Here is a 21,185-nt window from a genome sequence, read left to right as displayed (position 1 = left end):
CACCATCCGGCTAACCCCACTGACGCACGGGCGTCGCATCTGTGTCGCATGCCGTCGCAGACGGCACTATCACCCCGAGAAATGCCCGCGGTGTGAGACCGTGCGGCCACTGGCGTGGCAGCTCGACGATGCCATCGTGTGCGCCTCCTGCGCCGGTGTCGCATCGATCTTCACCTGCAGCGAATGCGGCCGCGAAGAACACCCCTACGGGTTCTACCGATGCGCCCGCTGCTTCCTACGCGAGCGCCTCACCGAGCTGCTCACCGACCCGATCAGCGGCACGATTCATCACCGACTACGGCCCGTGTTCGACGAACTGATCAACGCCGACCGCCCACAGACGGTGCTCTGGTGGCTGCGAAAGAAGCCCGGTACCGGCCCGCAGCTCCTTCGCGACATGGCCTGCGGAACGCGTGAAATCAGCCACGACACCTTCAGCGATCTTCCCTCGGACCGAGCCCACGATTACTTGCGCAGCCTCCTGGTCGCGGTCGGCGTTCTGGGCCCGATCGACATCCGCGTCGAACGGATGCTGCCCTGGATCGAGGACGTTGTAGCCGAGCTTCCGGCCGAAGACGCCGCCATCGTTCGCCGATTCGCGCATTGGCATGTACTGCGCCAGATGCGCAAGGCCTCCCACGAGAACCGGCTGACGAGATCGATGACCGATGCCTGCCGTCGTCGCGTCCGCGTGGCGATTCAGTTCATGGCGTTTCTGCACACCCACGACGCCACTCCGGCGACAGCGACACAGGAGATGCTGGAGCGCTACCAGGCGCTCCACCGGAGGCCGCTCACTGCCGAGTACGCCTTCCTCGTCTGGCTACGCCAATCCCGCATCAACACCACACTGAGGGTCACCGATCCGCCACGGTCACCTCCCTCGGTAACCGTCTCGGATTCCCAGCGGTGGGCCGCCGTCGGGCGGCTGCTGCACGACGACACAATCCGCCGCAAAACCCGCATCGCGGGACTGCTCACATTGTTGTTCGCCCAACCTCTTTCGCGCATCGTCGCCCTGCGATCAAGCCAAATCTCGATCTCCGACGATCACGCCGTGCATGTCGTCTTCGCCGCCATCCCCATCCAAATGCCTCCCCTACTCGACGACCTCATCCGCGAGCATCTGGAGCAGCAATGCGAAAGCCGCTACACCCCATCCCATACGGGCTGGCTGTTCCCCGGCCGACTTCCCGGCACCCACCTGTCCACCGAGAACATCCGCACCCAGCTCGTCGCGGTCGGGGTGAAACCCTACGAACATCGCAAAGCCGCCCTCTTCCAGCTCGCCAGCGACATGCCCGCACCCGTGCTGGCCGAACTGCTCGCGATCACCACCAAGAACGCAGCCGCCTGGGCCAAACTCGCCGCCCGCGACTGGACCGATTACGTCACCGAACGCGGCAGATCAATGCCGCATCGAAGGCGGAGCTAACTCGCAACAGCGATGTCGTAACCACTCCATGCCGCCGAGGCCACGATTCGCCTGCTCTCGTCAAAGTTGTTCTTTGTCAATCCTCCTCGCCACAAGTCAAGCAATCGAGAAACGGGTTCAAGCAGTTGCGCGCCCTCAAGCGTCTGAGACGCCGAACCGCGGGTGACCTGCACTTCGGGTAGCTCACTACCCTGCTGCGAGTCTCCGCACCTCGCTGTGGAACGGAAACCAGCGTACGGCCTCGCCGATGATGGCGACGAATGGTCCTTCGATGCCATCACCGACGCGATTTGCGAGAGGCGAAAAGGGCCCGAAGACCAGCCGGCTCGACATTGTGATTTCGTTGTGCCTAGCGAGCTGAGCGCGCCGGGCGGCCCGTCTTCTTGGTGGCGATGTTCGATTTTATGGCGTCGCTGTCGGTGTTGCGGTGGGCGGCGAGAAAGTCATCGACGATGTTCGCGCAGTCATTGTGAGTGATAGTGCGAAGCCCGGTCATTCGGGCGAAGGCGAGTGGTCCGACGAGTTGGCAAAGCGCCAGTTCCTGGTCGAAGTCGTTGAGTTCGGCTTGAGCTTTTGGGCTGGTGAGTACGGCGTCAAATGGTTGACGATATTGATCGACAACTCGGGTCCGTAGCGCCCCGGATGTGTGGCGGTCTTCCGCTTGGGCATTGGAGCCGGTGGGCCCCAATGAGAGCCACGCGAGTGTCGTGACATGCAGCGGTGCGTCGTTGAAAAGGGCGGCTTGGCGGCTGAGCAATTCGATCAGCTGCTCACGGAGGGGTCCGCTGGTCGGTGCCGGAGTGGTCACTTGTGGAAGTAGGCGTTCGAACGTGGCTGCCAGTAAATGCGACGAACTGTGGAAGTGGCGGTACAGCGTGGTTCGGGCCACTTTGGATGCTTTGGTGACGGCATCGATAGTGACCGCTTCCACCCCACCGGTGCTCAGTAGCGTTGCCGCAGCATCCAGCAGCCGGGTGCGTGACCGGATGAGCCGAGGGTCCACGTCGTCGTCAGGGACGGGCACTGCCTGACTGTCGCTCACTCGTTCACCTCGGCGGTCGATCTTCACGCGATGCTGTCACGGCAGTCTAGCAGTGTGGTACTAACGGTAGCGCAGCGAAACCGATCGTATTGGAGGGTGACGGTGCCCGAAAGCCTGTTGCCGCCCGAGCGGCTGCCCTCGCACACCACGACATGCATGGGTTGCGGCCCGGACAACCCCCACGGACTGCGGTTGGTGGTGCATCGTAGCGGCGACGCGGTGTACACCGATGTGACGTTCGATGAGCGCCATATCGGGGCCCCGGGCCTGGCCCATGGCGGGGCAGTGGCCGCGGCATGTGATGACGTCCTGGGCTTCACGTTGTGGATCGCCGGAACCCCGGCGGTGACCCGCACCCTGACGGTCGAATATTTGCGGCCGGTGCCGCTGCATCAGACCCACCGGATTACTGCCCACATCGTCTCTCGTGAAGGGCGGGCGCTGCATGTCACGGCGACAGGCACGGGTGAGGGTGGGATCGCCCGCTTCACCGCCAGTGCAGTGTTCATTGTCGTCAGCCCTGAGCACTTCGCCGCACACGGCGATGTCAGCGCTTTCGGCGATCTTCTGGAGCAGTTCTCGCGCCGCGGCGGCCTCGACCCGGAGCCGTCATGACTGTCCCTCAGGCGCGCAGCCACGGGAAAACCCCGCCTTCGGAAGCGAACTCGGTCGCTGCAGAGAAGCGAGCCGCTAACGCGTCGCGTTCACGCGCGTCCGCACGGCGCCGGGAGACCATTCTTGATGCAGCTTTGGTCGTGGCCGCGGCGGGTGGTTACGAGGCGGTTCAGATGCGGACAGTTGCCGAGCGGGTCGGCATCGCCGTCGGCACGCTTTACCGCTATTTCCCGGCGAAAACCCACTTGCTGGTGGCAGCGCTGACGCGCGAGTTCCGTCGACTCGACTCGGCCGGGGACTGGGCGAGTGGTGAGGGCACACCGCTGGAACGGCTCGAACGGCTCACCGCACATCTGCATGACCGCTGGCAGCGCGACCCATGGCTGACGACGGCCATGACACGGGCCTTCGCAGTCGCAGATACTCGCGCCGCCGCGGAACTCGACCGCGCGGCCGATGAGATCCAGATCCTGCTGGCCCGCACGCTCAGGGGCGGCGAGCCCACTCCTACCGATCTGCACGTGGCTGGGATCATCTCCGACATCTGGCTGGCCAACCTCGTGGCCTTCAGCGGCCACCGCGCGACAGCCGCCGACACCCGCGACCGCATTGACCGAGCCACCAGGCGCGTCGTGACCAGCGCTGCTAGGCCAGCCGTCTACCGGTAACGATACTGCTGGTATCGCAGCGATACTTGGCGTACTCTTTGGGGATACGGCTCAACGATGCGTCGAAAAGAGACTGCCATGTACACCCAATGGATCGAAAACCTTGTCGTACAACGCCTCTCGCTGCACGGCGGCCTGGTTCTGGATTTCGATGATTACAACGAAATCGTCATCTCCTGCCCCCTACTATTGACGCTTCCTGCCGTCGGCACCTACCCCATCGAGACGGTGCGTATTGACCCCCTCAGGATCGCGACCCACGAACGCCCGCTGCTGAACCTCGCAGGCGCACTGTGCACCCAGGCCTGGTCCAGCGACGATGGAGGGCTACACCTGAGCTTCTCGCGCGGACATCGCATCGATGTCGATCCCGACGCTGAACAGACAGCGTGGGAGCTCTATGGCATGCGCCACGGCTACATGGCCTGTCTACCTCAAGGACGGGTACGCGTGGTCCGCCATGACCTCCCCGACACCGACGACGCCAACATCGTCAACAGCGTCAGGCAATCATCGGCGGGGTCGGCGCGGCAGACCCACTAATCCGGCCGCGGACACTGCGACGGGTCGACTTGGGCGGCAATACGTGGATCAGGTTGAACGTGGACAGGACCGCCCTGGCGACATCGAGGCGGGCGAGCATTCCCGGATGATGCTGTCGAGGTTTTGTTGCACGCGTTCGGCAGTGATGCCGACCGATGGTGAATACAGCATGATGTGGTCGAGGACGCCGTTGTACCGTCTCAATTGTTCACGGACCTCGTGCGCCGTCCCGGCGACACCCATGGCGTCGATCATCTCCTCGGACACAGCGGCGAACATCGCCGGGAAATCGCGCTGGGCGAATGCTTGCCGGATGGCTCGGCCTTCGCTGGCGAAGCCGTTCACATCGAGTACCGTCTCGTAGGATTTGACCGAGGAGTAGAACGCAATCTGCTGCGCCAGTTCGCGCCTGGCGACCTCGGCGTCGTCGTGGATGGCGCACATCACCATGGAAATGATTTCCACGTCATTGGGGTCGCGGCCGGTGTGCGCGGCGCCCCTGGCGATAGCGGGCCGGACGACCTCTTCGACGTAGGTGGTTGTGAACAGCGGATGTCCGGCTAGGCCGTCGGCCACCCGCCCGGCCGCCTCGCACATCCGGGGCCGGACACCGGCAGTGACGATCGGGATCGGCCTGCTGGAGGGTCCCACGTCGCCGGTCGGGGTGAGATTCATTCTGTAGAAACGGCCCTCGTGATGGATCGGGCCTTCATGCAGGTTCCATATCCGGCGCAGCAGCATCACGAGTTCTTCCATCCGCAGGGCGGGTGCGGAGGTGTCGGGCACGCCGTGCCAGTCGCCCATCATCCGTTTGGTGCCGTTGCCGATGCCGAGTACCAGTCGTCCGTTGGAGAGTTCGTCGAGGTCGCGCGCCTCGGTGGCCAGCACCAGGGGGCTTCGGCCGACGCCGTAGAGAATGGAGGAACCGATCCGACAGTTCTGGGTGCTGTTGGCCATCGCGGCCATGGAGATCGATCCGGACCGAGAATAGAACTCCGAGGCCCATACGGCGTCGAACCCGGCCGCATCAGCGGCCTGGGCGGTCTGGGCCAGTGACTTCAGATCCGCGCCGAGAACCGACAGGCCGTAGGTGCTCATGACTGGTCTCCTGTGCGCGGGCGCAGCCCGTCGAACATGACGGCGCTGAGGGTGCTGGCGACCACCGTCTCGTCGAGGTGGTTATCGGTGACCAGGTACATGAGTGCATTGATGGTGACCGCGCCGAACAGCGCAATCGACGTCGATCGCGCATCGGGCTGAGCGACGAGGGATCCGTCGCGGGCCCCTTCGATGAGCAGGGTTTCGACGGGTTGTTGGTAGGCGGTATTGATCATCTCGGCGATAGCCGGCATGCGGGCCGCTCGTCCCAATTCGCCGATGAGTGCACGGCATACCGCTGGCCGCTGCGCCATTGCCCGCAGTTGTGCGCGGATCACGAGTTCGAGGCGTTCGGCACCGGTGCCGCCGGTGTGCACGATCGCGGTCACAGCATCGAAGATGTCCTTGAGGAGGTCTTCGAGCAGGAAAGCAAGGATGTCCTCTTTACCGGCGAAGTAGTAGTACAGCGTCGCTTTCGGCACACCGGTCACCGCGGCGACGTCTTCGATCTTGGAGTCGTTGAGCCCCTTCTCGGCGAACAAGTCCGCCGCGGCGGGAAGCCGGTCAGAGATCTGACGTGGAATCTTGCGCATTGCCCCCCTGTCCCGTTCGGCCGGTTTAGACTGCGAGTCTAAACCGTCGTTACTTTGGTGGTCGGAGGTCTTGGTGGTCTCGGTGCAAATTCGTTACGACCCGTTCGACGCCTCGATTCTCAACGACCCCTATCCGACGTATCGGTCGTTGCGTGACACGGCTCCGGTGTACCGCGCCGAGGAATCCCATACCTGGGTGTTGAGCCGGCACGCCGACGTCCAGGCCGCAGCACTGGATCACGGCACGTACTCCTCGGTGGACGGCATCTTCCCCACCCCACCGGGATCGGACTTCATCGGCTCGTTCCTGCCGATGATGATCGTGATGGACCCTCCGCGCCACGACCAGTTGCGTGCCCTGGTGAGCCGGGCGTTCACTCCCCGGCGGGTGGCCGGGCTGCAGGGCGCCATCACACAGATGGCCGCGGAGTTGTTCGAGCGCCTCGACGAGGGCTCTGGTTCGGCGGACTTCGTGACCGACTTCGCCGCGATCCTGCCCGCCGCGGTGATCGCCGATCTACTGGGCATTCCCGCCACCGATCGTGATCAGTTCCGATTGTGGTCGAGCCAACTGGTCCAGGTCGACGTCAACCACGGACAAACCACCGACGCACTGACCGCCGCCACCTCGATCTACGCCTACTTCACCGACTTCCTCGCCGACCGCCGCCAAACCCCCCGCGAGGACATGATGTCGGCGTTGGCGAACGCCACAGTCGACGGGATCAGACTGACCGACGAGGAAGTCCTCGGCTTCTGCGCGCTGCTGCTCGTCGCGGGCTACGAGACCACCACCAATCTGCTGGGGAACTCCGCGGTCGTGCTGGCCCAGCATCGGCAGACCCGCCGACGCCTGGCCGCCGATCGAACACTATTGGGGCCGGCAGTTGAGGAGTTGCTGCGCTACGACTCACCGGCACAGGGACTTTCACGAACCCTGACCCGCGACGTCACACTGCACGACACGACCATGCGTCAAGGTGAGAAGGTGCTGCTGCTGTTCGGGTCGGCCAACCGCGACGAGCGCGCCTTCCCCGATCCTGACGTGTTCGACATCGAGCGCACCAGTGAGCACCAGGTCGCCTTCGGTCGCGGCATCCACTTCTGTCTGGGCGCGGCACTGGCGCGGATGGAGGCCCGCATCGCTCTGGATGCTCTGTTGGACAAGGTGCCCGACTGGGAGGTCGATCTTGAATCGGCGCGGCGGCTGCGGTCCGGACCGATCCGCGGCTACACATCGCTGCCCATCACTTGGACCACACCGGTCTAGCCCGTGCCCCTCCTCGACGACGCGTCGTGTGCATCACCGCGCGGCCAGGTTCTTCATCGCCGTCGATATCGAGCACTCCGCCGCGCACGGCGACCTCGGCGCATTCGGCGACATGCTCAAACGATTCGCGGGCTCGAACGGTGATCGACCCATGACCGGACAGGAGAAAGGGGCATGGTGGTGGCAGTGACATTCGCGCACTTCGATGAGCAGATCGCCGACCAGCTGCTCAGATCGCCGAACACAGCAGGTGGACTGTCGAGGTTTCTGAGCTTTCGGCACACCGAACTCGCCGCCGGTCGGCTGGTGGCAGAGATGGAAACCCGTGCCGAACTGCTCACACCCTTCGGCACCCTGCACGGCGGATGTCTATCGGCGATGGTCGACCACTGTCTCGGAGTCGTGTTCTACCCCGTCATTCCGGCCGGATCATGGGTCGCCACCACCGAATTCAAGCTAAACCTGCTGCGACCCGTGTCCACCGGTGTGTGTGTCGCCGTCACCGACATCGTGTCGCTGGGCAAGCGCAGTGGAGTGGCGCGCATCGACATTAGCAACGGCGACAAAGCCGTCTGCGTAGCCCAGGGCACGGTCACGATCGTGAACGCCGCGGGCAACGCACTATGAAGGCGCTTGCTGCCGGGCCCACGCTTCGGGCGGACGACGATCTCGCCAGGAAGGTGTCATGACCTCCGCCGTGCAGCATCGGGTCCGAACCCAGGACGGGATCGCCCTGGCTGCGGACTGCTACGGCCACGATGACGCCCGTCCCGTCGTGCTGCTCCTGCACGGCGGCGGCCAGAACCGGCACGCGTGGAGCACTTCAGCGCGTCGCCTCCACGCATGCGGATACACAGTCGTCGCCTACGACACCCGCGGTCACGGCGACAGCGACTGGGACCCAGCCGGCAGGTACGACATCGAGCGACTCGCGACCGATCTTCTCGCCGTGCGCGAGCACTTCAGCGCCTATACCGCCCCTGCGGTCGTAGGTGCATCCCTTGGGGGCATGACCGTGCTCGGCACGCATCTGTTGACATCCGGGGCGTCGTGGGCGGCGGTCGTCCTGGTCGACGTCACCCCGCGACTTGAATTCCAGGGCGCCCGTCGCGTGGTGACGTTCATGGCCGCACATCCCGATGGCTTTAGCACCCTCTCTGACGCCGCAGAGGTGATCGCCGCGTACAACCCCCATCGCTCGCGCCCGGCCAACGTCGACGGCCTGCGCAAGGTGCTACGGCAGCGTCACGACGGCCGCTGGATCTGGCGGTGGGACCCGGCATTCATTCACTCCAACTTCGACTTTCTCCGCGACGAATCGACCACGGGAACGGAGCAATTCGACGCAATCAGCCACCTGCTGATCGACGGAGCCCGACGGGTCAATGCCCCAACACTTCTCGTAAGGGGCCTCTTGTCCGACGTGGTCTCCCAAGCCACCGTCGACGAGTTCAAGCAACTGGTTCCCCACGCCGAGACCGTCGACGTATCCGGCACCGGACACATGATCGCCGGCGACGACAACGACGCCTTCGGCTGCGCCGTCACCGAGTTCCTCGGCCGGAACCTCCTGTAGGTCGCGACGTTGGTCGAGCACCATCGATCGGCCAGTAGTCAGAACCGATCTTGACTTCACAGCGCGCGAAGCGGAGCCCATGAAGTGTTCTTCGGTTAAGGCCGACTTTGAACTGTGCCGGGCTCTGGTCGAGCTAGACGCCACTACGCACTTGCTGGCCACCATCGGCGTCGAAGAGTTCCTTGGTCCAGCGTTCGAGGATTTCTGCGCTGTCCCAGTCGTCGGGATGAAATCCGGCGCGGGTGTAGGAGCGAAAGCGCGCAATTGCTGCTGGGCTGAATAGCGGGTTATGACGGAAGGCTCGAAGGCTGCGCAGCAAGCGCACCGGGTTGTAGGCGGAACGGTCACCAGCCAGAGAGCGGGTGGTCTGGATGACCAACTCGCTGAACAAGAGGAGGCTGGCGATCCGCATCCCCCAGACCCTGGTGCGTTCGCTTCCACCGACCGTCTCGTAGACATCGAAAGCAACGGCCTTATGCTCGCATTCTTCCAGTGCGTGCCAGAGCAGAATAGGCCGCACTTCGGTGTCGCCGATCAGTTCTTGAGCTTCGTCGCTGGTGAGAATGATCTCGGCGAATGTCGCCGTGTAGTGCTCGAGGGCGGCCGTCACAGCCAGGCGCATCTTGGGAGAAAAACGCTTCTCAAGTCGGCCAACCAGCTTCTTGACATGCCGATCGATCCCCTCGGTGGGATAGCCCATTGCTTGAAGCCGATCGTTGAGCAGCCGATGCTGGTGTCGGTGGGTGGCCTCTTGTGCGATAAACCCCTTGACCGCCTCCTTGAGGTCAGCGTCGCTGATGTGGTCCCGGTACTCGCGGACTGACCGGATAAAGAAGTCTTCGCCTTCGGGGAACGTGGCCGACAAGGTGGACACAAAGTGGCTCATCACCAAGTCGCCATCAACGAAGTGCTGCCGACTGGTCCCAGCAGGCATATCGAATCGAACACGGCGGGGCTTCGGGACGACCCGTGCGGTGGGCCGTGTGGACGAATCGTCGCTCATGTTGTTCTCCCATTCGCCAAGGACGCGCTGTCAATCTGACTCTAAGCCTTGTCAGAATTAGATGGCAAGCTATCCACGTGGTTTCGGCGCGGGTGTATAGCGGAATGTCCGCCGAGGAGCGTCACCGGAACCGGCGCACCCGTCTCATCGAGGCCGCAACGGAGTTGATCGGCACGCGCGGCGTTGCCGCCGCCACTGTGACTGCCGTCTGCGCTGAATCGGGTGTCACGTCACGGTACTTCTACCAGCACTTCTCCGACCGAGACGCACTCCTGCGGGCTGTCTACCAGCAGCTCTATGCCACCTTCCAGGAGGTGATAGTCGACGCGATCCCCGATGCCGGCGAGCCACCGGAGGTATTGGCGTACGCGCCAATCCGCAGGCTGGTCGGCATGATCGACAACGACCCGCGGCTGGGTCGGATCCTGTTCGTGGAATCTGCAACCGAGCCGCTGCTCCGAGAGCTACGCAGCGAACTAATGGCAGGTTTCACCGACCTTGTCTTGCGCGAAGCCAGACTTCACCTCGACATCGCCGACTCTGCCGTGGGGGTTGCCCATTTGGCTTCGACCTTGGGCGTGGGAGGGCTATTCGAAGTCTTGCGCCGCCGACTCGACGGAGAACTGGAATTCACCACAGATGAACTCGTTCAGCACTGCGCAGGTTTCCTGGGCAGCCTAGGCAATTACGTGCTGCTGCAGAACACGGGCCAGTCGGCCACAACCGAAGCGCAAACCTAGAGCTAGCGGCCCCGCTACGCGATGTGGCCGTGCGTGCGCCCGACGACCAACGTCCGAGAACAGCAACAGCAAGACCCTGAACGGCATCCAAGGCCAGTGTCGTCGACTTACAGCGTCAGCCCTGGCTTCCAGAAACCCACTGAGTGTTCGATCATTCCTCTGCCCACTGCGACCGTCGGCCCGGTCCCGACTCGATAGCGGTCGCCGGCCCCTTCGCCAGCCGCGCGCTTTGCGCGGCCTGGCGACGACGGCCCCGCCACCACTTGCACTACATGCGGTAGCGTAGCGATACCGATAGTATCGCTACGATTCGCTACTAGTGGAGGCCCAGTGACCGACGGCACTGCAGATTCCCCAGGCCAGGCCACGCGCCGTGGCCAGCGGGACAACGGATCCCCCAACCCGGCCGAAACCCGCGAGTACAGCGAACGGTTGGCAGCGCTAGCCCGATTCACCCTCCGACACAAAGCGCTGGTCATCGGGGTATGGCTAGGCGCCGCGGTCGTCCTCGCGTTGCTGTTCCCCCAGCTAGAAACCGTGGTGCGCCAACAGTCGGTGGACCTCATCCCTCGCGATGCGCCGTCCTTGCAGACGGTTGACCGCATGAGCGCCGCTTTCGGCGAAGAAGGCTCAAAAACCATGGTGTTCGTCGCCATGGAAGACCCCAATGGCTTGACTCCGACTGCACGGCAGCGCTACGGCGAACTCGTGCGCCGGTTGCAGGGCGAAGGCAACCACGTCCTGCTGGTGCAGGACCTACTGTCCGATCCGATTACCGAAGCCCAGGCAGTCAGCGCCGACCGCAAAGCTTGGTACCTGCCCGTAGGTGTCACCGGCACCCTCGGAGACCCCACGGCCGCCGAATCGGTAAACGCGGTGCGCAACATCGCCGCCGAGGTCTTCACCGGCTCGACCACGACTGTGCAAGTGACGGGACCACCGGCAACCTTCAGCGACATGATCGCATCCGCCGAGCACGACCTGCTGCTGATCTCAATCGCTACCGCGGGCGTGATCGCCCTGATCCTGCTGATCGTCTACCGGTCGGTGTTCACCGCGCTGTTACCGCTGCTAGTAATCGGGTTGAGCCTGGCAGTCGGGCGCGGCGTGCTGTCCGCCCTCGGCGAGATGGGCATGCCCGTCTCCCAGTTCACCGTCGCCTTCATGACTGCGATCCTGCTCGGCGCGGGAACCGACTACACCGTATTTCTGATCAGCCGATACCACGAACAGCGCCGCGCCCAAGTACCCGCCGATCAGGCCGTCATCCACGCCACCGCCAGCATCGGGCGCGTCATCCTCGCCTCCGCCGCCACCGTCGCACTCGCGTTCCTGGCCATGGTCTTCGCGCGGCTCAGCGTCTTCGCCGCCCTTGGCCCCGCGTGTGCCATCGCCGTACTGTTCGGATTTCTGGCCACCGTAACCCTGCTGCCACCGGTGCTGTCGCTAGCCGCCAAACGCGGCATCGGTGAACCCAAACCCGATCGCACCCGCCGCTACTGGAACAGCGTCGCCGTCGCCGTGGTCCGCCGTCCCGTGCCACTACTCATCGTCAGCCTGGTCATCTTGCTCGCCCTGTCGGCAGCGGCAGCAACCATCAAAATCAGCTACGACGACCGCAAGGGCCAACCAGACACCACGGCCAGCAACCTGGGCTACCACCTGCTGGACCGCCACTTCCGCAAAGACGTCGTCATCAGCGAATTCCTCGTCGTGGAAAATCCGACCGACATGCGGACCGGCAAAGGACTGGCCGATCTTGACGAGATGGCCTCCCGCGTCTCCCAGATCCCCGGCGTCACCAAGGTTTCCGGAGTCACCCGCCCCACCGGAGAGCGCCTCGACCAAGCAGAACTGGCCTGGCAGAACGGCCAGATCGGCGACAAAATGGCCGGCGCCGTCGCCGAGGGCAACTCCCGCAAGGACGACCTCACCAAACTCACCGACGGCGCCGACCAGCTCGCCGACGGCCTCGCCCAACTCGACAGCACCGTGCGCACCGCCTTCACACCACTAGCCGGAATCCTCACCCAAGCCCAATCCGCAGGAACTCAGGTCAACCAATTCCGGCCGCTGCTGCAACAACTTTCCGCCACTGCCCCCGCCGTCGACCAAGCCATCCAATCCGGCCCAGGACTACGACCGCTGGCCAACCAAGCCCAAAACGCAATCACTCAACTCGACCCACTCGTCGGCGCCCTCAACACCTCACCCTGGTGCGCCACCACCCCACAATGCGCCCAAATCCGCAACCAGGTCCAGATCCTGGTCACTCTGCGCGACAACGGATTCTTCAACCAAATCGCCGACCTCGGGGACCGCTACGATCCCGCCACCAATGCCACCGTTGGTGGCACCCTCGCCAACGTCCAGAACGCAGTCGCCTCACTGGACAAGGCATTCGGAGCCCTGGGTGACCCCGCCGACCTGACCACAAATCTCCGCCGATTGCAGGACGGAATCGGACAGCTGGCCTCCGGCGCCCAAGCACTCGCCACCGGCGTCCGCACCCTCGCCGACAGCAACATCGAAATGCTGTCCGGCATGAGCCAGATCGCCACCCAACTACAGAACTCCTCGCGCGCAGCGGCCGACTCCGACTCCTCGAGCGGTTTCTACCTGCCCGCCAACGCATTCGAGAACCGGCAATTCACCGACGTCGCCGAACAATTCCTCTCACCGGACGGCAAAACAGCGCGGTTCATGATCGAAAGCAGCCACGACCCATACAGCGTTGAAGCCATGGACCTCGCCAGCCGCATCACCGACACCGCCAACACCGCACGACCCAACACGTCACTCGCCGACGCCACCGTGTCCGTAGCCGGCTTCCCCGCCGTCAACTCCGATATCCAACGACTCCTCTGGGCCGACTTCGCACAACTAGCCATCGCCACCATCATCATCGTCGGCGTCATCCTGGTCCTACTACTGCGCGCACTCCTAGCACCGCTCTACCTACTAGGCACCGTCGTGCTCAACTACCTCGCATCACTCGGCATCGGCGTCGTAGTCTTCCAATGGGGACTGGGCCACGAAATCGCCTGGCCCGTACCGCTGCTGGCGTTCATCATCCTCGTCGCCGTCGGCGCCGACTACAACATGCTGCTCGTCTCACGGCTCCGCGAAGAATCCGGAACCAACATCCGCGTCGGCGTCCTGCGCACCGTGGCAAACACCGGAGCCGTCATCACCTCCGCTGGCCTCATATTCGCCGCCAGCATGTTCGGCCTCATGGTCGGCTCAGTCGCCATCATGATCCAAGCCGGCCTCATCATCGGCTTCGGGCTGCTGCTCGACACCTTCCTCGTGCGCACCCTCACCGTGCCCGCCATCGCCACACTCCTACGCGAAGCCAGCTGGTGGCCCACCAAAGCAACAAACCCGCGACCCGGTCAGACCAACCCAGGAGGCATTAAGGACGCACCTCACGTGCTGGTCCAGGAGAGGTGAAAAGCGAACAGAGCAATACCCGGCGCTACATGCCGACCAGCGTGAAGGCGTATTCACCCCGAATGAATACGACCCCTGCGCCGGTACAGCGGACCGCTTATCGACGGACGAAAACGGGAACGGCTGCCGACCGGCCGCCGGTGCCGCGAGGATGGCGAGGCTCGAAAACGTCGGACGTCTGCCGCAGGCGACGCTCGCAACACGGCCACAGACTGCATTTCGAAGGCGCGGGCCAAGAGAACTGCGGAACGCGGTTCGAGGGGCACGACCAATGCAAAGGCGGACCGCGATACCGTGCGATCGTGGCATCGACTGTCGACGCGCTGTTCGCCGCCGCCGGTGTTCAAAGGCTCGGGGCTGTTCAATGGCGGACAGCCGTGCCGAACGTGCACCCAGGCGTCTACGTCGTGGCCAGAGTCCGCGACCCCGCCGGGCAGGTTTCAGGCGACGCGAAGATCGCCCCATCCGCGATCAAACAGCTGCTGGAGACCCGCAAGGAGTTGACGCTAGATGGGCAGCGACCCTCGCCAGAAGCGCTGTCCGACCGGCTCAAGTCGATGTGGCTATCAGACGAACCAGTGATCTACGTTGGGCTGGCTGGCACATCCCTGCGGAATCGTGTGAGCCAGTTCTACCGGACACGCCTCGGCGCGAGGTCTCCGCACGCCGGAGGGTGGCCCCTCAAGTGCATCAGCGACTTGAGTACGGTCTGGGTGCACTTCGGGCAGTGCACCGAAGTAAAGGCTGCCGAGCTCAGCATGCTGGAAACGTTCATGTCAGCGTTGACGCCGAAGGCGAGGGAGAACGCGCTCGACCCTCACCTTCCGCTCCCGTTCGCGAATCTCGAATTCAGGGACTCCGCGAAACGCCGCCGAGTCAAACGGCATGGGATCAGCGGCGCTAAAGCAGCCCGCTGAAAGCGGACAATACAAGCGGTGAGCAGGCACCAGCCTGTGCGGCGGCCGTCCAGGAAATCTTGTCGGTCTCAGCCCGAGAAGCCTCGGCCTCCGGCTGATTGTCGGCGGAGAGTTGCGGTGCAGACCGTCGTCGTTTGCAGGGAGACAGTCGGCGCGGTGCTGTAATAAGGGCTCTCACCTCTAGGCAGGAAGCAGGCGCAGCGTTGACGCGGATCTTCGACAACATCAAGCAGGATCTCGGCTCGCACCTGGAGAAGACACTCCAGGTGTCCAACACCATGGACGTCGCCGTCGGCTACTTCAACTTGCGCGGCTGGGCTGTCTTCGACCAGCTTGTCAGCGATAAGGCCGCAATCTGGAACGCAGGTGATCCGCCGATCGTCCGGATCCTGATCGGCATGGTGACAGCCGGAGTCCAGCAGGAAACGCTCGACGCGCTCCAAGCGGATCTGGAAGGCACCGATGAGTCCGATGCCGACGCGAACGCCGCGCGGGAACGCAAGGCAGTCCTGATCGAGCAACTCCGCTTGCAGCTGATGCGTGGTCTTCCGACCGCGGCGGACCGTGCGGTCCTGCAATCGCTGCGCGAACTGCTCGCCACCGGAGCCGTCGAGATCAAGGTGTTCACCCGTCGACCGCTGCACGGCAAGGCCTACATCTGCCACCGCGAGGACCTCAATAATCCGATCACCGGGTTCGTCGGCTCCTCGAATCTCACCCGCCCCGGCCTCACTGTCAACTATGAGCTCAACGTCGATGTCCTCGACACCACAGCGGCGGCGACCCTCGCGCAGTGGTTCGTGGACCGGTGGACCGATAAATTCAGCCGGCCGGTCACCGCAGACATCCTCGATCTCCTTGACGAGTCATGGGCTCGCCGCGAGCCCCGCCGGCCGTACGAGGTGTTCCTGAAAGTCTGCTACGACCTGTCCCGTGACGTTCGCGAGGGGCTGGCCGAGTACTCCGTTCCCAGCGTGATCAGCGAGCAGCTGCTCGATTACCAGGCCACGGCGGTGCAGACCCTGGCCCGGCGGATCATGACGCGTAGCGGAACGATGCTCGGCGACGTCGTCGGTCTCGGCAAAACACTGACGGCGATCGCGGTCGCACTGATGTTGCGTGATGAGCACGGCTTCATGCCTCTGGTGGTGTGTCCGAAGAACCTCGTGTCGATGTGGGAGGAGCACTTCGAGGCGTACGAGTTACACGGACGCGTGGTGCCCTACTCGATGGCTCACGCGGTCTTGCCGACCTTGCGGCGGTACCAGCTGGTGATCATCGACGAATCCCATACACTTCGCAACGACGCCCGTCGCGACTACAAGGCGATCCAGGACTACATCCACGCCAACGACAGCAAAGCCCTTCTGCTCACCGCTACCCCATACAACATCCGCTTCCAGGACGTGGCCAACCAGCTGGGCCTTTACATCGACGACGATGACGACCTGGGCATCGCACCGGTCAACGCGATTGCGACCGACCCGAGGCTCGTCGACAAGGTGGACGGCAAGACGACCACGATGGCGGCGTTCCGGCGATCCGAAGACCCGGATGACTGGAAGCGCTTAATGAGCGAGCACTTGGTGCGCCGCACCCGGACATTCATCAAGAACAACTTCGCCCAGACCGACGCCGACGGGCAGTACCTCGAATTTGCTGACGGCAGCAGATTCCGTTTCCCGCAACGCATACCGAAGCCCGTCGATCATTCCTTCGGCGAAAGCGACCCCGCCGCAGTAATGGCCGGAGACGCAACTTTGGACGCTATCACTGCGCTGCGGTTGCCCCGGTACGAGCTCGGCAACTACCTCTCACCAACGGCGGCGCCGACCGAGGCCGAACAGGAGTTCATCGACAATCTGGCCCGCGGCCGGGGCCACGTAGCTGGCTTTGTCCGCACCACCTTTTACAAGAGGCTTTCTTCCTGCGGGCACTCATTTACCCTCTCGTTGAAGCGGCACGTCGCCCGCAACGAACTGTTTCTCTACGCCATCGACAACGGGCTGGCAATCCCGGCCGGGACGATCACCGAGAACCAGTTCGGTGAGGACGACGATCCGAACAACGAGAACGACGAAGACACTGCGGCCAGCGCGGAGGCACGCTACGCGACGTTGCAAGAAACGAAACCCGCCGGGCTGACCTGGATCAGCTCACACCTGTTTACCCCGGCGCTACGCGAGGCCCTAGCCGAGGACACCGCTGCGATTCGGGCCCTGCTCACCCTGTACGGCGACTGGCAGCCCGAGACCGATTCCAAGTTGCAGGCCCTAATCAACCTGCTGCAGATCGACCATCCGGCCGAGAAGGTTCTGGTGTTCACCGAATACAAGGACACCGCTGAGTACATAGGAGCGGCCCTTCGGGCGGCGGGTACTGAGAAGGTGGGCGTCGCAACCGGCGACAGCGAGAATCCGACCCGCCTCGCGCAGCGGTTCTCCCCACAATCGAACACCTTGCCCGGTCACGAACCCGACGTAGTGCCTGAGGACGAGCTGCGGGTCCTGATCGCGACCGATGTGCTCAGCGAGGGACAGAACCTGCAGGACGCACACATCGTCGTCAACTACGACCTCCCGTGGGCAATCATCCGACTCATCCAGCGCGCAGGGCGCGTCGACCGCGTCGGGCAGAAAGCGGATAACGTCCTGCTGTACTCGTTCTTCCACGAGTCGGTGGACAACGTGATTGACCTACGCCGCCGCATCAGCGCACGCCTGCAGGCCAACGCCGAGGCGTTCGGCTCGGACGAACAGTTCTTCGGCTCCGACGGCGAGACACAGACGATCGCCGACCTCTACAATGGAACTCTCGACGACAGCGATTCCGGTGAAGATGTCGATGCGTCTAGCCTCGCCTACCAGCACTGGACTCAAGCGACCGGTGAAGACCCCGAACTCGCGGCCAAGATCGCGGGGCTACCCGACATGATCTCCGCGACCCGGCATAAGCGAATGACCGACAGCGGCGCTGGGGCTGTTTGTTATGTACGCACCGACTCGGGGGTCGACGGGTTCGGTCGTGCCAACGACGACGGCACCACCTCATTGCTCACTGGGCATGAAGTACTCAAGACTTTCGAGGCGAGCCCAGAAGAACCCGGCCTCGAACCGGCCGGAAATCACGACACCCTCATCGAGACACTCGTCCGCGGCCCCCTGGCCACCCCGACGCCCGCCGCCGGGCGGCTGCGCGGTGTCCGCCGCACACTGTGGAACCGCCTGGGCGCGACCCTGCACAGCCACAACGCCGACACGTCACTTGCTCTCGATGATCTCTATCAGCACCCGCTGGCCAAGGACGCCGAGCACCGACTGCGGCGCGCCGTCCGCAACGGAGCAAGCGACGACGAACTCGCCACGCTCATCACCGCACTGCATCGTGACGGTGACCTCACCGTCACCGCCCGCAGCGGCAAGGATCCAATTCGCATCGTCTCCAGCATGGGTATCCGCGAATGACCGACAACCGCCTTCTCGACCTCGTCGACACCCGCGACTTCCGCACCCTGTTCATCGACGAGCTGGGCTGGGACAATCCCGATCGACCGCCGCTGACCCTCGACGTCGACGGCGCCAACTACACACTCACCCACGTGGCCGGATACAAGGGCCTGCGGATCTGGCACTGCCCGGTGCTGCCGCCGCGCCCGGTTCAACGTCAGATAGACGTCCTTGTCGGAAAGGACAATCTGGAGCGGCTGGTCATATTCACCGACAAACATCGCCAGGAATGGCGTTGGCCGCGCCGGGCGCAACTCGGTTCCACGAACGCCAAACTCGTTGTCCACCAATACCATATCGGCGACCGGACCACACATCTAGTCGATAGGCTTCGAGCCATAGAGCTCGACTTCGACGAAGACCTCCCACTTGTGAGCCTTCTGGATCGAATGCGCGACGCGTTCGACCGTGAAGCCGAGACCGCTTCGGTCGCAGCCGCACGGCTGATGGGAACCCTGTACACCCACCTCGAATCCGCAGGCGTTGGTGAGCACGACGCGACCCTGCTACTCGCCCGGCTGCTCTTCCTGCTCTTCGGCGACGATGCCGACATGTGGAGGCCGCCAGCACTATTCGAGAATCATCTGCGCAACCAGACCACCGCGGAGACCCTACACACCGACCTCATCGAGCTCTTCGACGTGCTCGACACGCCGGAGAATCGCCGGAGTGTCGCTGCGGGCGACCCGCTCACGTTCTTCCGCTACATCAACGGCGGACTCTTCCAAGGATCGCTGCGCTTACCCCCACTTCCAGCCGAGTTTCGCGGTGCTCTGCTCGAAGCATGCAGCTTCAACTGGTCGGTGATCTCGCCGGCGGTCTTCGGGTCCATGTTCCAGACGGTCAAGAGCAAGGAAGCCAGGCGTCACGGGGGCGAGCACTACACCACCGAGGAGAACATCCTCAAGACCATCCAGCCCCTGTTCCTCGACGAGTATCGCGACCGCCTCGAACGAGCTTGGAACGACAAGGGCCAACTCACCAAGCTGCACAATGACCTTGGACAGCTTCGGTTCCTAGACCCAGCCTGCGGGTGCGGCAACTTCCTGATCGTCGCCTATCGCGAACTGCGTGCGCTCGAACTAGACATACTCAAACGCCGCCGCGACCTCGACATGGACGCGATCGCCGCGGGAAAGAAAGTCCAACGGGCTCAGCTCTCACTCGATGTCACCGCGAACATAAAGGTCACTCTCGACCATTTCTTTGGCATCGAGATCGAGGAATGGCCCGCCCGGATCGCCGAGACCGCGATGTTGCTGGTCGACCACCTGGCGAACCAGCAGATGGCGGAAGAGTTCGGCGAAGCTCCCGACAGGCTGCCCATCGAAATCGCGCCGACCATCATCCACGCCAATGCTCTACACACCGACTGGGCCTCGCTCGTCCCCCCCTCGGACGACGTTGTGATCCTCGGCAACCCACCGTTCATCGGGCAATACACCAAGACTGCGGCCCAGACAGCGGACACAAAGGCGATTTGGGGCCCTCGCTACAACGGATATCTCGACTACGTGACGTGCTGGTATGCCAAGGCGATCGACTTCTATGGCTCCTTCGCATCTCGCTGGGCTTTCGTATCGACGAACTCGATCTGCCAGGGGGAAGCAGTCGAATTCTTATGGCGTCCGATCCTCGAAGCGGGCTGGCGGTGTCGGTTCGCACACCGCTCGTTCCAATGGGTTACGGAGGCGACGGGAGGTGCCGCCGTTCATGTGTCCATCGTGGGTTTCGACAAGCTCAACGTCCCGCAGCCGGTGCTGTGGACATACCCCGATGGCGGCAAGGGCCAAGCCGAGCGGCATGAGGTCGGAAACATAAATCCTTACTTGTGCGATGCGATCACCGTGCTTGTCAGCAATCGGACGAGCCCGATTGCCACGTCATTACCGGCAGTCGTTTATGGTAATAAGCCAACTGACGGCGGTAATTTAGTGGTCGGCCCCGGCGAGCACGACGACGTCGCGAGCGATCCGATCGCGGCTCGCTACCTCCGCAAGTTCGTCGGTGCACGCGAGCTCATTCATGACCTGTCTCGCTGGTGCCTGTGGCTGGTAGAAGCTTCAGCGGCAGACATCAAGGCGAGCCCTGTGCTGCGTGCGCGGGTAGCAGCTGTCAAGGAAATGCGCGAGGCGAGCTCGAAGGCCGCAACGGTGAAGAAGGCCGCAACACCGCACCTCTTCGACGAGCGCCGCCACCCGGATGTCGACTATCTCGCGATCCCACGGCACGTCGGAGAGCAGCGGCGGTACTTCACGGCCCGCCGACTCACCCCCGACACCATCTGCAGTGACGCGAACTTTCTGGCTCCCGACCCTGATGGCTTCGTCCTCGGTGTGTTGTCGTCCTCAATGTTCATTGCGTGGATGCGTGCCATTGGTGGACGTATCAAGTCTGATCTGCGATTTTCAAACACATTCGTATACAACACATTTCCGTTTCCAGCTATCACCGCTGAACAGCGTCAGAGGGTCATAGAAGCCTCTGCGCAGATCATCGCCAGCCGCGAGAACCACCCTGGCATGTCACTGGCCGACCTTTACAACCCCGACCGGACACCAGCTGACGTCTCCGCTGCGCACGAGGCGCTGGACAAGGTGATCGACGCAATTTTCGCGGTCGATGGCCCTATCGATGAAACTGCCCGACAGCAGCTTCTATTCAAGAAATACGCAGCGATGATCGCGAAGGCGAACAAGAGCTGAGGACACCAGGTCGGCGGTCAG

17 protein-coding genes are annotated in these 21,185 nt (G+C 63.4%); 13 read left to right on the top strand and 4 right to left on the bottom strand.

All coding sequences use genetic code 11. From position 1 onward, the window contains the following. The first annotated feature begins 100 nt into the window (after positions 1–100). Positions 101–1,435 (top strand): hypothetical protein, encoded by a 1,335-nt coding sequence (locus tag BLW81_RS13115; RefSeq protein ID WP_011856875.1) that lies wholly within the window; start codon positions 101–103, stop codon positions 1,433–1,435. A gap of 349 nt (positions 1,436–1,784) precedes the next feature. Here the strand turns inward: BLW81_RS13115 and BLW81_RS13110 are convergent, their stop codons facing one another. Next, complete coding sequence (locus tag BLW81_RS13110) at positions 1,785–2,477, bottom strand: TetR/AcrR family transcriptional regulator (RefSeq protein WP_011856876.1); 693 nt, start codon at positions 2,475–2,477, stop codon at positions 1,785–1,787. A 102-nt stretch (positions 2,478–2,579) separates the two neighbouring features. Between BLW81_RS13110 and BLW81_RS13105 the strand changes: the two genes are divergently transcribed. The 3 genes from BLW81_RS13105 to BLW81_RS13095 all read left to right on the top strand — a co-directional run bounded on the left by BLW81_RS13105 (position 2,580) and on the right by BLW81_RS13095 (position 4,303). Further along, on the top strand, positions 2,580–3,092 hold the full coding sequence (locus BLW81_RS13105) for a PaaI family thioesterase (protein ID WP_011856877.1): 513 nt from the start codon (positions 2,580–2,582) through the stop codon (positions 3,090–3,092). Beyond that, positions 3,089–3,760, top strand: a complete 672-nt coding sequence (locus BLW81_RS13100) for a TetR family transcriptional regulator (RefSeq protein ID WP_011856878.1) — start codon at positions 3,089–3,091, stop codon at positions 3,758–3,760. Before BLW81_RS13105 ends, BLW81_RS13100 begins: the two co-directional genes overlap by 4 nt. A 78-nt stretch (positions 3,761–3,838) precedes the next feature. Beyond that, positions 3,839–4,303, top strand: a complete 465-nt coding sequence (locus BLW81_RS13095; protein WP_173839616.1) for a DUF6188 family protein — start codon at positions 3,839–3,841, stop codon at positions 4,301–4,303. Between the two features lie 48 nt (positions 4,304–4,351). Here BLW81_RS13095 and BLW81_RS13090 read toward each other — a convergent pair whose 3' ends face one another. Further along, entirely contained in the window at positions 4,352–5,401 is a 1,050-nt protein-coding gene (locus tag BLW81_RS13090) for an LLM class flavin-dependent oxidoreductase (protein WP_011856880.1), read from the bottom strand. Then, complete coding sequence (locus tag BLW81_RS13085; RefSeq protein ID WP_011856881.1) at positions 5,398–5,994, bottom strand: TetR/AcrR family transcriptional regulator; 597 nt, start codon at positions 5,992–5,994, stop codon at positions 5,398–5,400. Before BLW81_RS13085 ends, BLW81_RS13090 begins: the two co-directional genes overlap by 4 nt. Before the next feature lie 73 nt (positions 5,995–6,067). Between BLW81_RS13085 and BLW81_RS13080 the strand changes: the two genes are divergently transcribed. From BLW81_RS13080 to BLW81_RS13070, 4 genes are read left to right on the top strand one after another with little or no spacing between them, the layout of a single operon-like run. Then, a complete protein-coding gene (locus BLW81_RS13080) occupies positions 6,068–7,264 on the top strand; it encodes a cytochrome P450 (protein WP_011856882.1) in 1,197 nt (398 codons plus the stop codon). Between the two features lie 28 nt (positions 7,265–7,292). Then, positions 7,293–7,454: a hypothetical protein gene (locus BLW81_RS29365; RefSeq protein WP_156442342.1), complete on the top strand. Its 162-nt coding sequence runs from the start codon at positions 7,293–7,295 to the stop codon at positions 7,452–7,454. Then, positions 7,439–7,891, top strand: a complete 453-nt coding sequence (locus BLW81_RS13075; protein ID WP_011856883.1) for a PaaI family thioesterase — start codon at positions 7,439–7,441, stop codon at positions 7,889–7,891. The genes BLW81_RS29365 and BLW81_RS13075 overlap by 16 nt, the downstream gene beginning before the upstream one ends. A gap of 58 nt (positions 7,892–7,949) precedes the next feature. Continuing rightward, entirely contained in the window at positions 7,950–8,840 is an 891-nt protein-coding gene (locus tag BLW81_RS13070; RefSeq protein WP_011856884.1) for an alpha/beta fold hydrolase, read from the top strand. Between the two features lie 133 nt (positions 8,841–8,973). Here the strand turns inward: BLW81_RS13070 and BLW81_RS13065 are convergent, their stop codons facing one another. Then, complete coding sequence (locus tag BLW81_RS13065; RefSeq protein ID WP_011856885.1) at positions 8,974–9,843, bottom strand: metal-dependent hydrolase; 870 nt, start codon at positions 9,841–9,843, stop codon at positions 8,974–8,976. A 104-nt stretch (positions 9,844–9,947) separates the two neighbouring features. Between BLW81_RS13065 and BLW81_RS13060 the strand changes: the two genes are divergently transcribed. The 5 genes from BLW81_RS13060 to BLW81_RS13040 all read left to right on the top strand — a co-directional run bounded on the left by BLW81_RS13060 (position 9,948) and on the right by BLW81_RS13040 (position 21,164). Beyond that, positions 9,948–10,583, top strand: coding sequence for a TetR/AcrR family transcriptional regulator (locus BLW81_RS13060; RefSeq protein WP_011856886.1), 636 nt, complete (start codon positions 9,948–9,950; stop codon positions 10,581–10,583). A 330-nt stretch (positions 10,584–10,913) separates the two neighbouring features. Continuing rightward, entirely contained in the window at positions 10,914–14,036 is a 3,123-nt protein-coding gene (locus BLW81_RS13055; RefSeq protein WP_011856887.1) for an MMPL/RND family transporter, read from the top strand. 302 nt (positions 14,037–14,338) lie between these two features. Further along, on the top strand, positions 14,339–14,953 hold the full coding sequence (locus tag BLW81_RS13050) for a hypothetical protein (protein ID WP_083407545.1): 615 nt from the start codon (positions 14,339–14,341) through the stop codon (positions 14,951–14,953). A 203-nt stretch (positions 14,954–15,156) separates the two neighbouring features. After that, a complete protein-coding gene (locus tag BLW81_RS13045; RefSeq protein WP_197680368.1) occupies positions 15,157–18,417 on the top strand; it encodes a DEAD/DEAH box helicase family protein in 3,261 nt (1,086 codons plus the stop codon). Next, entirely contained in the window at positions 18,414–21,164 is a 2,751-nt protein-coding gene (locus BLW81_RS13040; protein WP_083407544.1) for a class I SAM-dependent DNA methyltransferase, read from the top strand. Before BLW81_RS13045 ends, BLW81_RS13040 begins: the two co-directional genes overlap by 4 nt. Positions 21,165–21,185: the final 21 nt, after the last annotated feature.

The sequence above is a fragment of the Mycolicibacterium rutilum genome, from assembly GCF_900108565.1.
GTDB classification, from domain to species: Bacteria; Actinomycetota; Actinomycetes; order Mycobacteriales; family Mycobacteriaceae; genus Mycobacterium; species Mycobacterium rutilum.
Note: the sequence above shows the minus strand (reverse complement) of the source record. Positions and strands in the feature narration are given on the sequence as shown.

Coding starts and splice junctions, on each gene's coding strand:
- BLW81_RS13100 (WP_011856878.1), top strand. CDS start 3,089: ATGACTGTCCCTCAGGCGCGCAGCCACGGGAAAACCCCGCCTTCGGAA.
- BLW81_RS13095 (WP_173839616.1), top strand. CDS start 3,839: ATGTACACCCAATGGATCGAAAACCTTGTCGTACAACGCCTCTCGCTG.
- BLW81_RS13090 (WP_011856880.1), bottom strand. CDS start 5,401: ATGAGCACCTACGGCCTGTCGGTTCTCGGCGCGGATCTGAAGTCACTG.
- BLW81_RS13085 (WP_011856881.1), bottom strand. CDS start 5,994: ATGCGCAAGATTCCACGTCAGATCTCTGACCGGCTTCCCGCCGCGGCG.
- BLW81_RS13075 (WP_011856883.1), top strand. CDS start 7,439: ATGGTGGTGGCAGTGACATTCGCGCACTTCGATGAGCAGATCGCCGAC.
- BLW81_RS13070 (WP_011856884.1), top strand. CDS start 7,950: ATGACCTCCGCCGTGCAGCATCGGGTCCGAACCCAGGACGGGATCGCC.
- BLW81_RS13065 (WP_011856885.1), bottom strand. CDS start 9,843: ATGAGCGACGATTCGTCCACACGGCCCACCGCACGGGTCGTCCCGAAG.
- BLW81_RS13060 (WP_011856886.1), top strand. CDS start 9,948: ATGTCCGCCGAGGAGCGTCACCGGAACCGGCGCACCCGTCTCATCGAG.
- BLW81_RS13040 (WP_083407544.1), top strand. CDS start 18,414: ATGACCGACAACCGCCTTCTCGACCTCGTCGACACCCGCGACTTCCGC.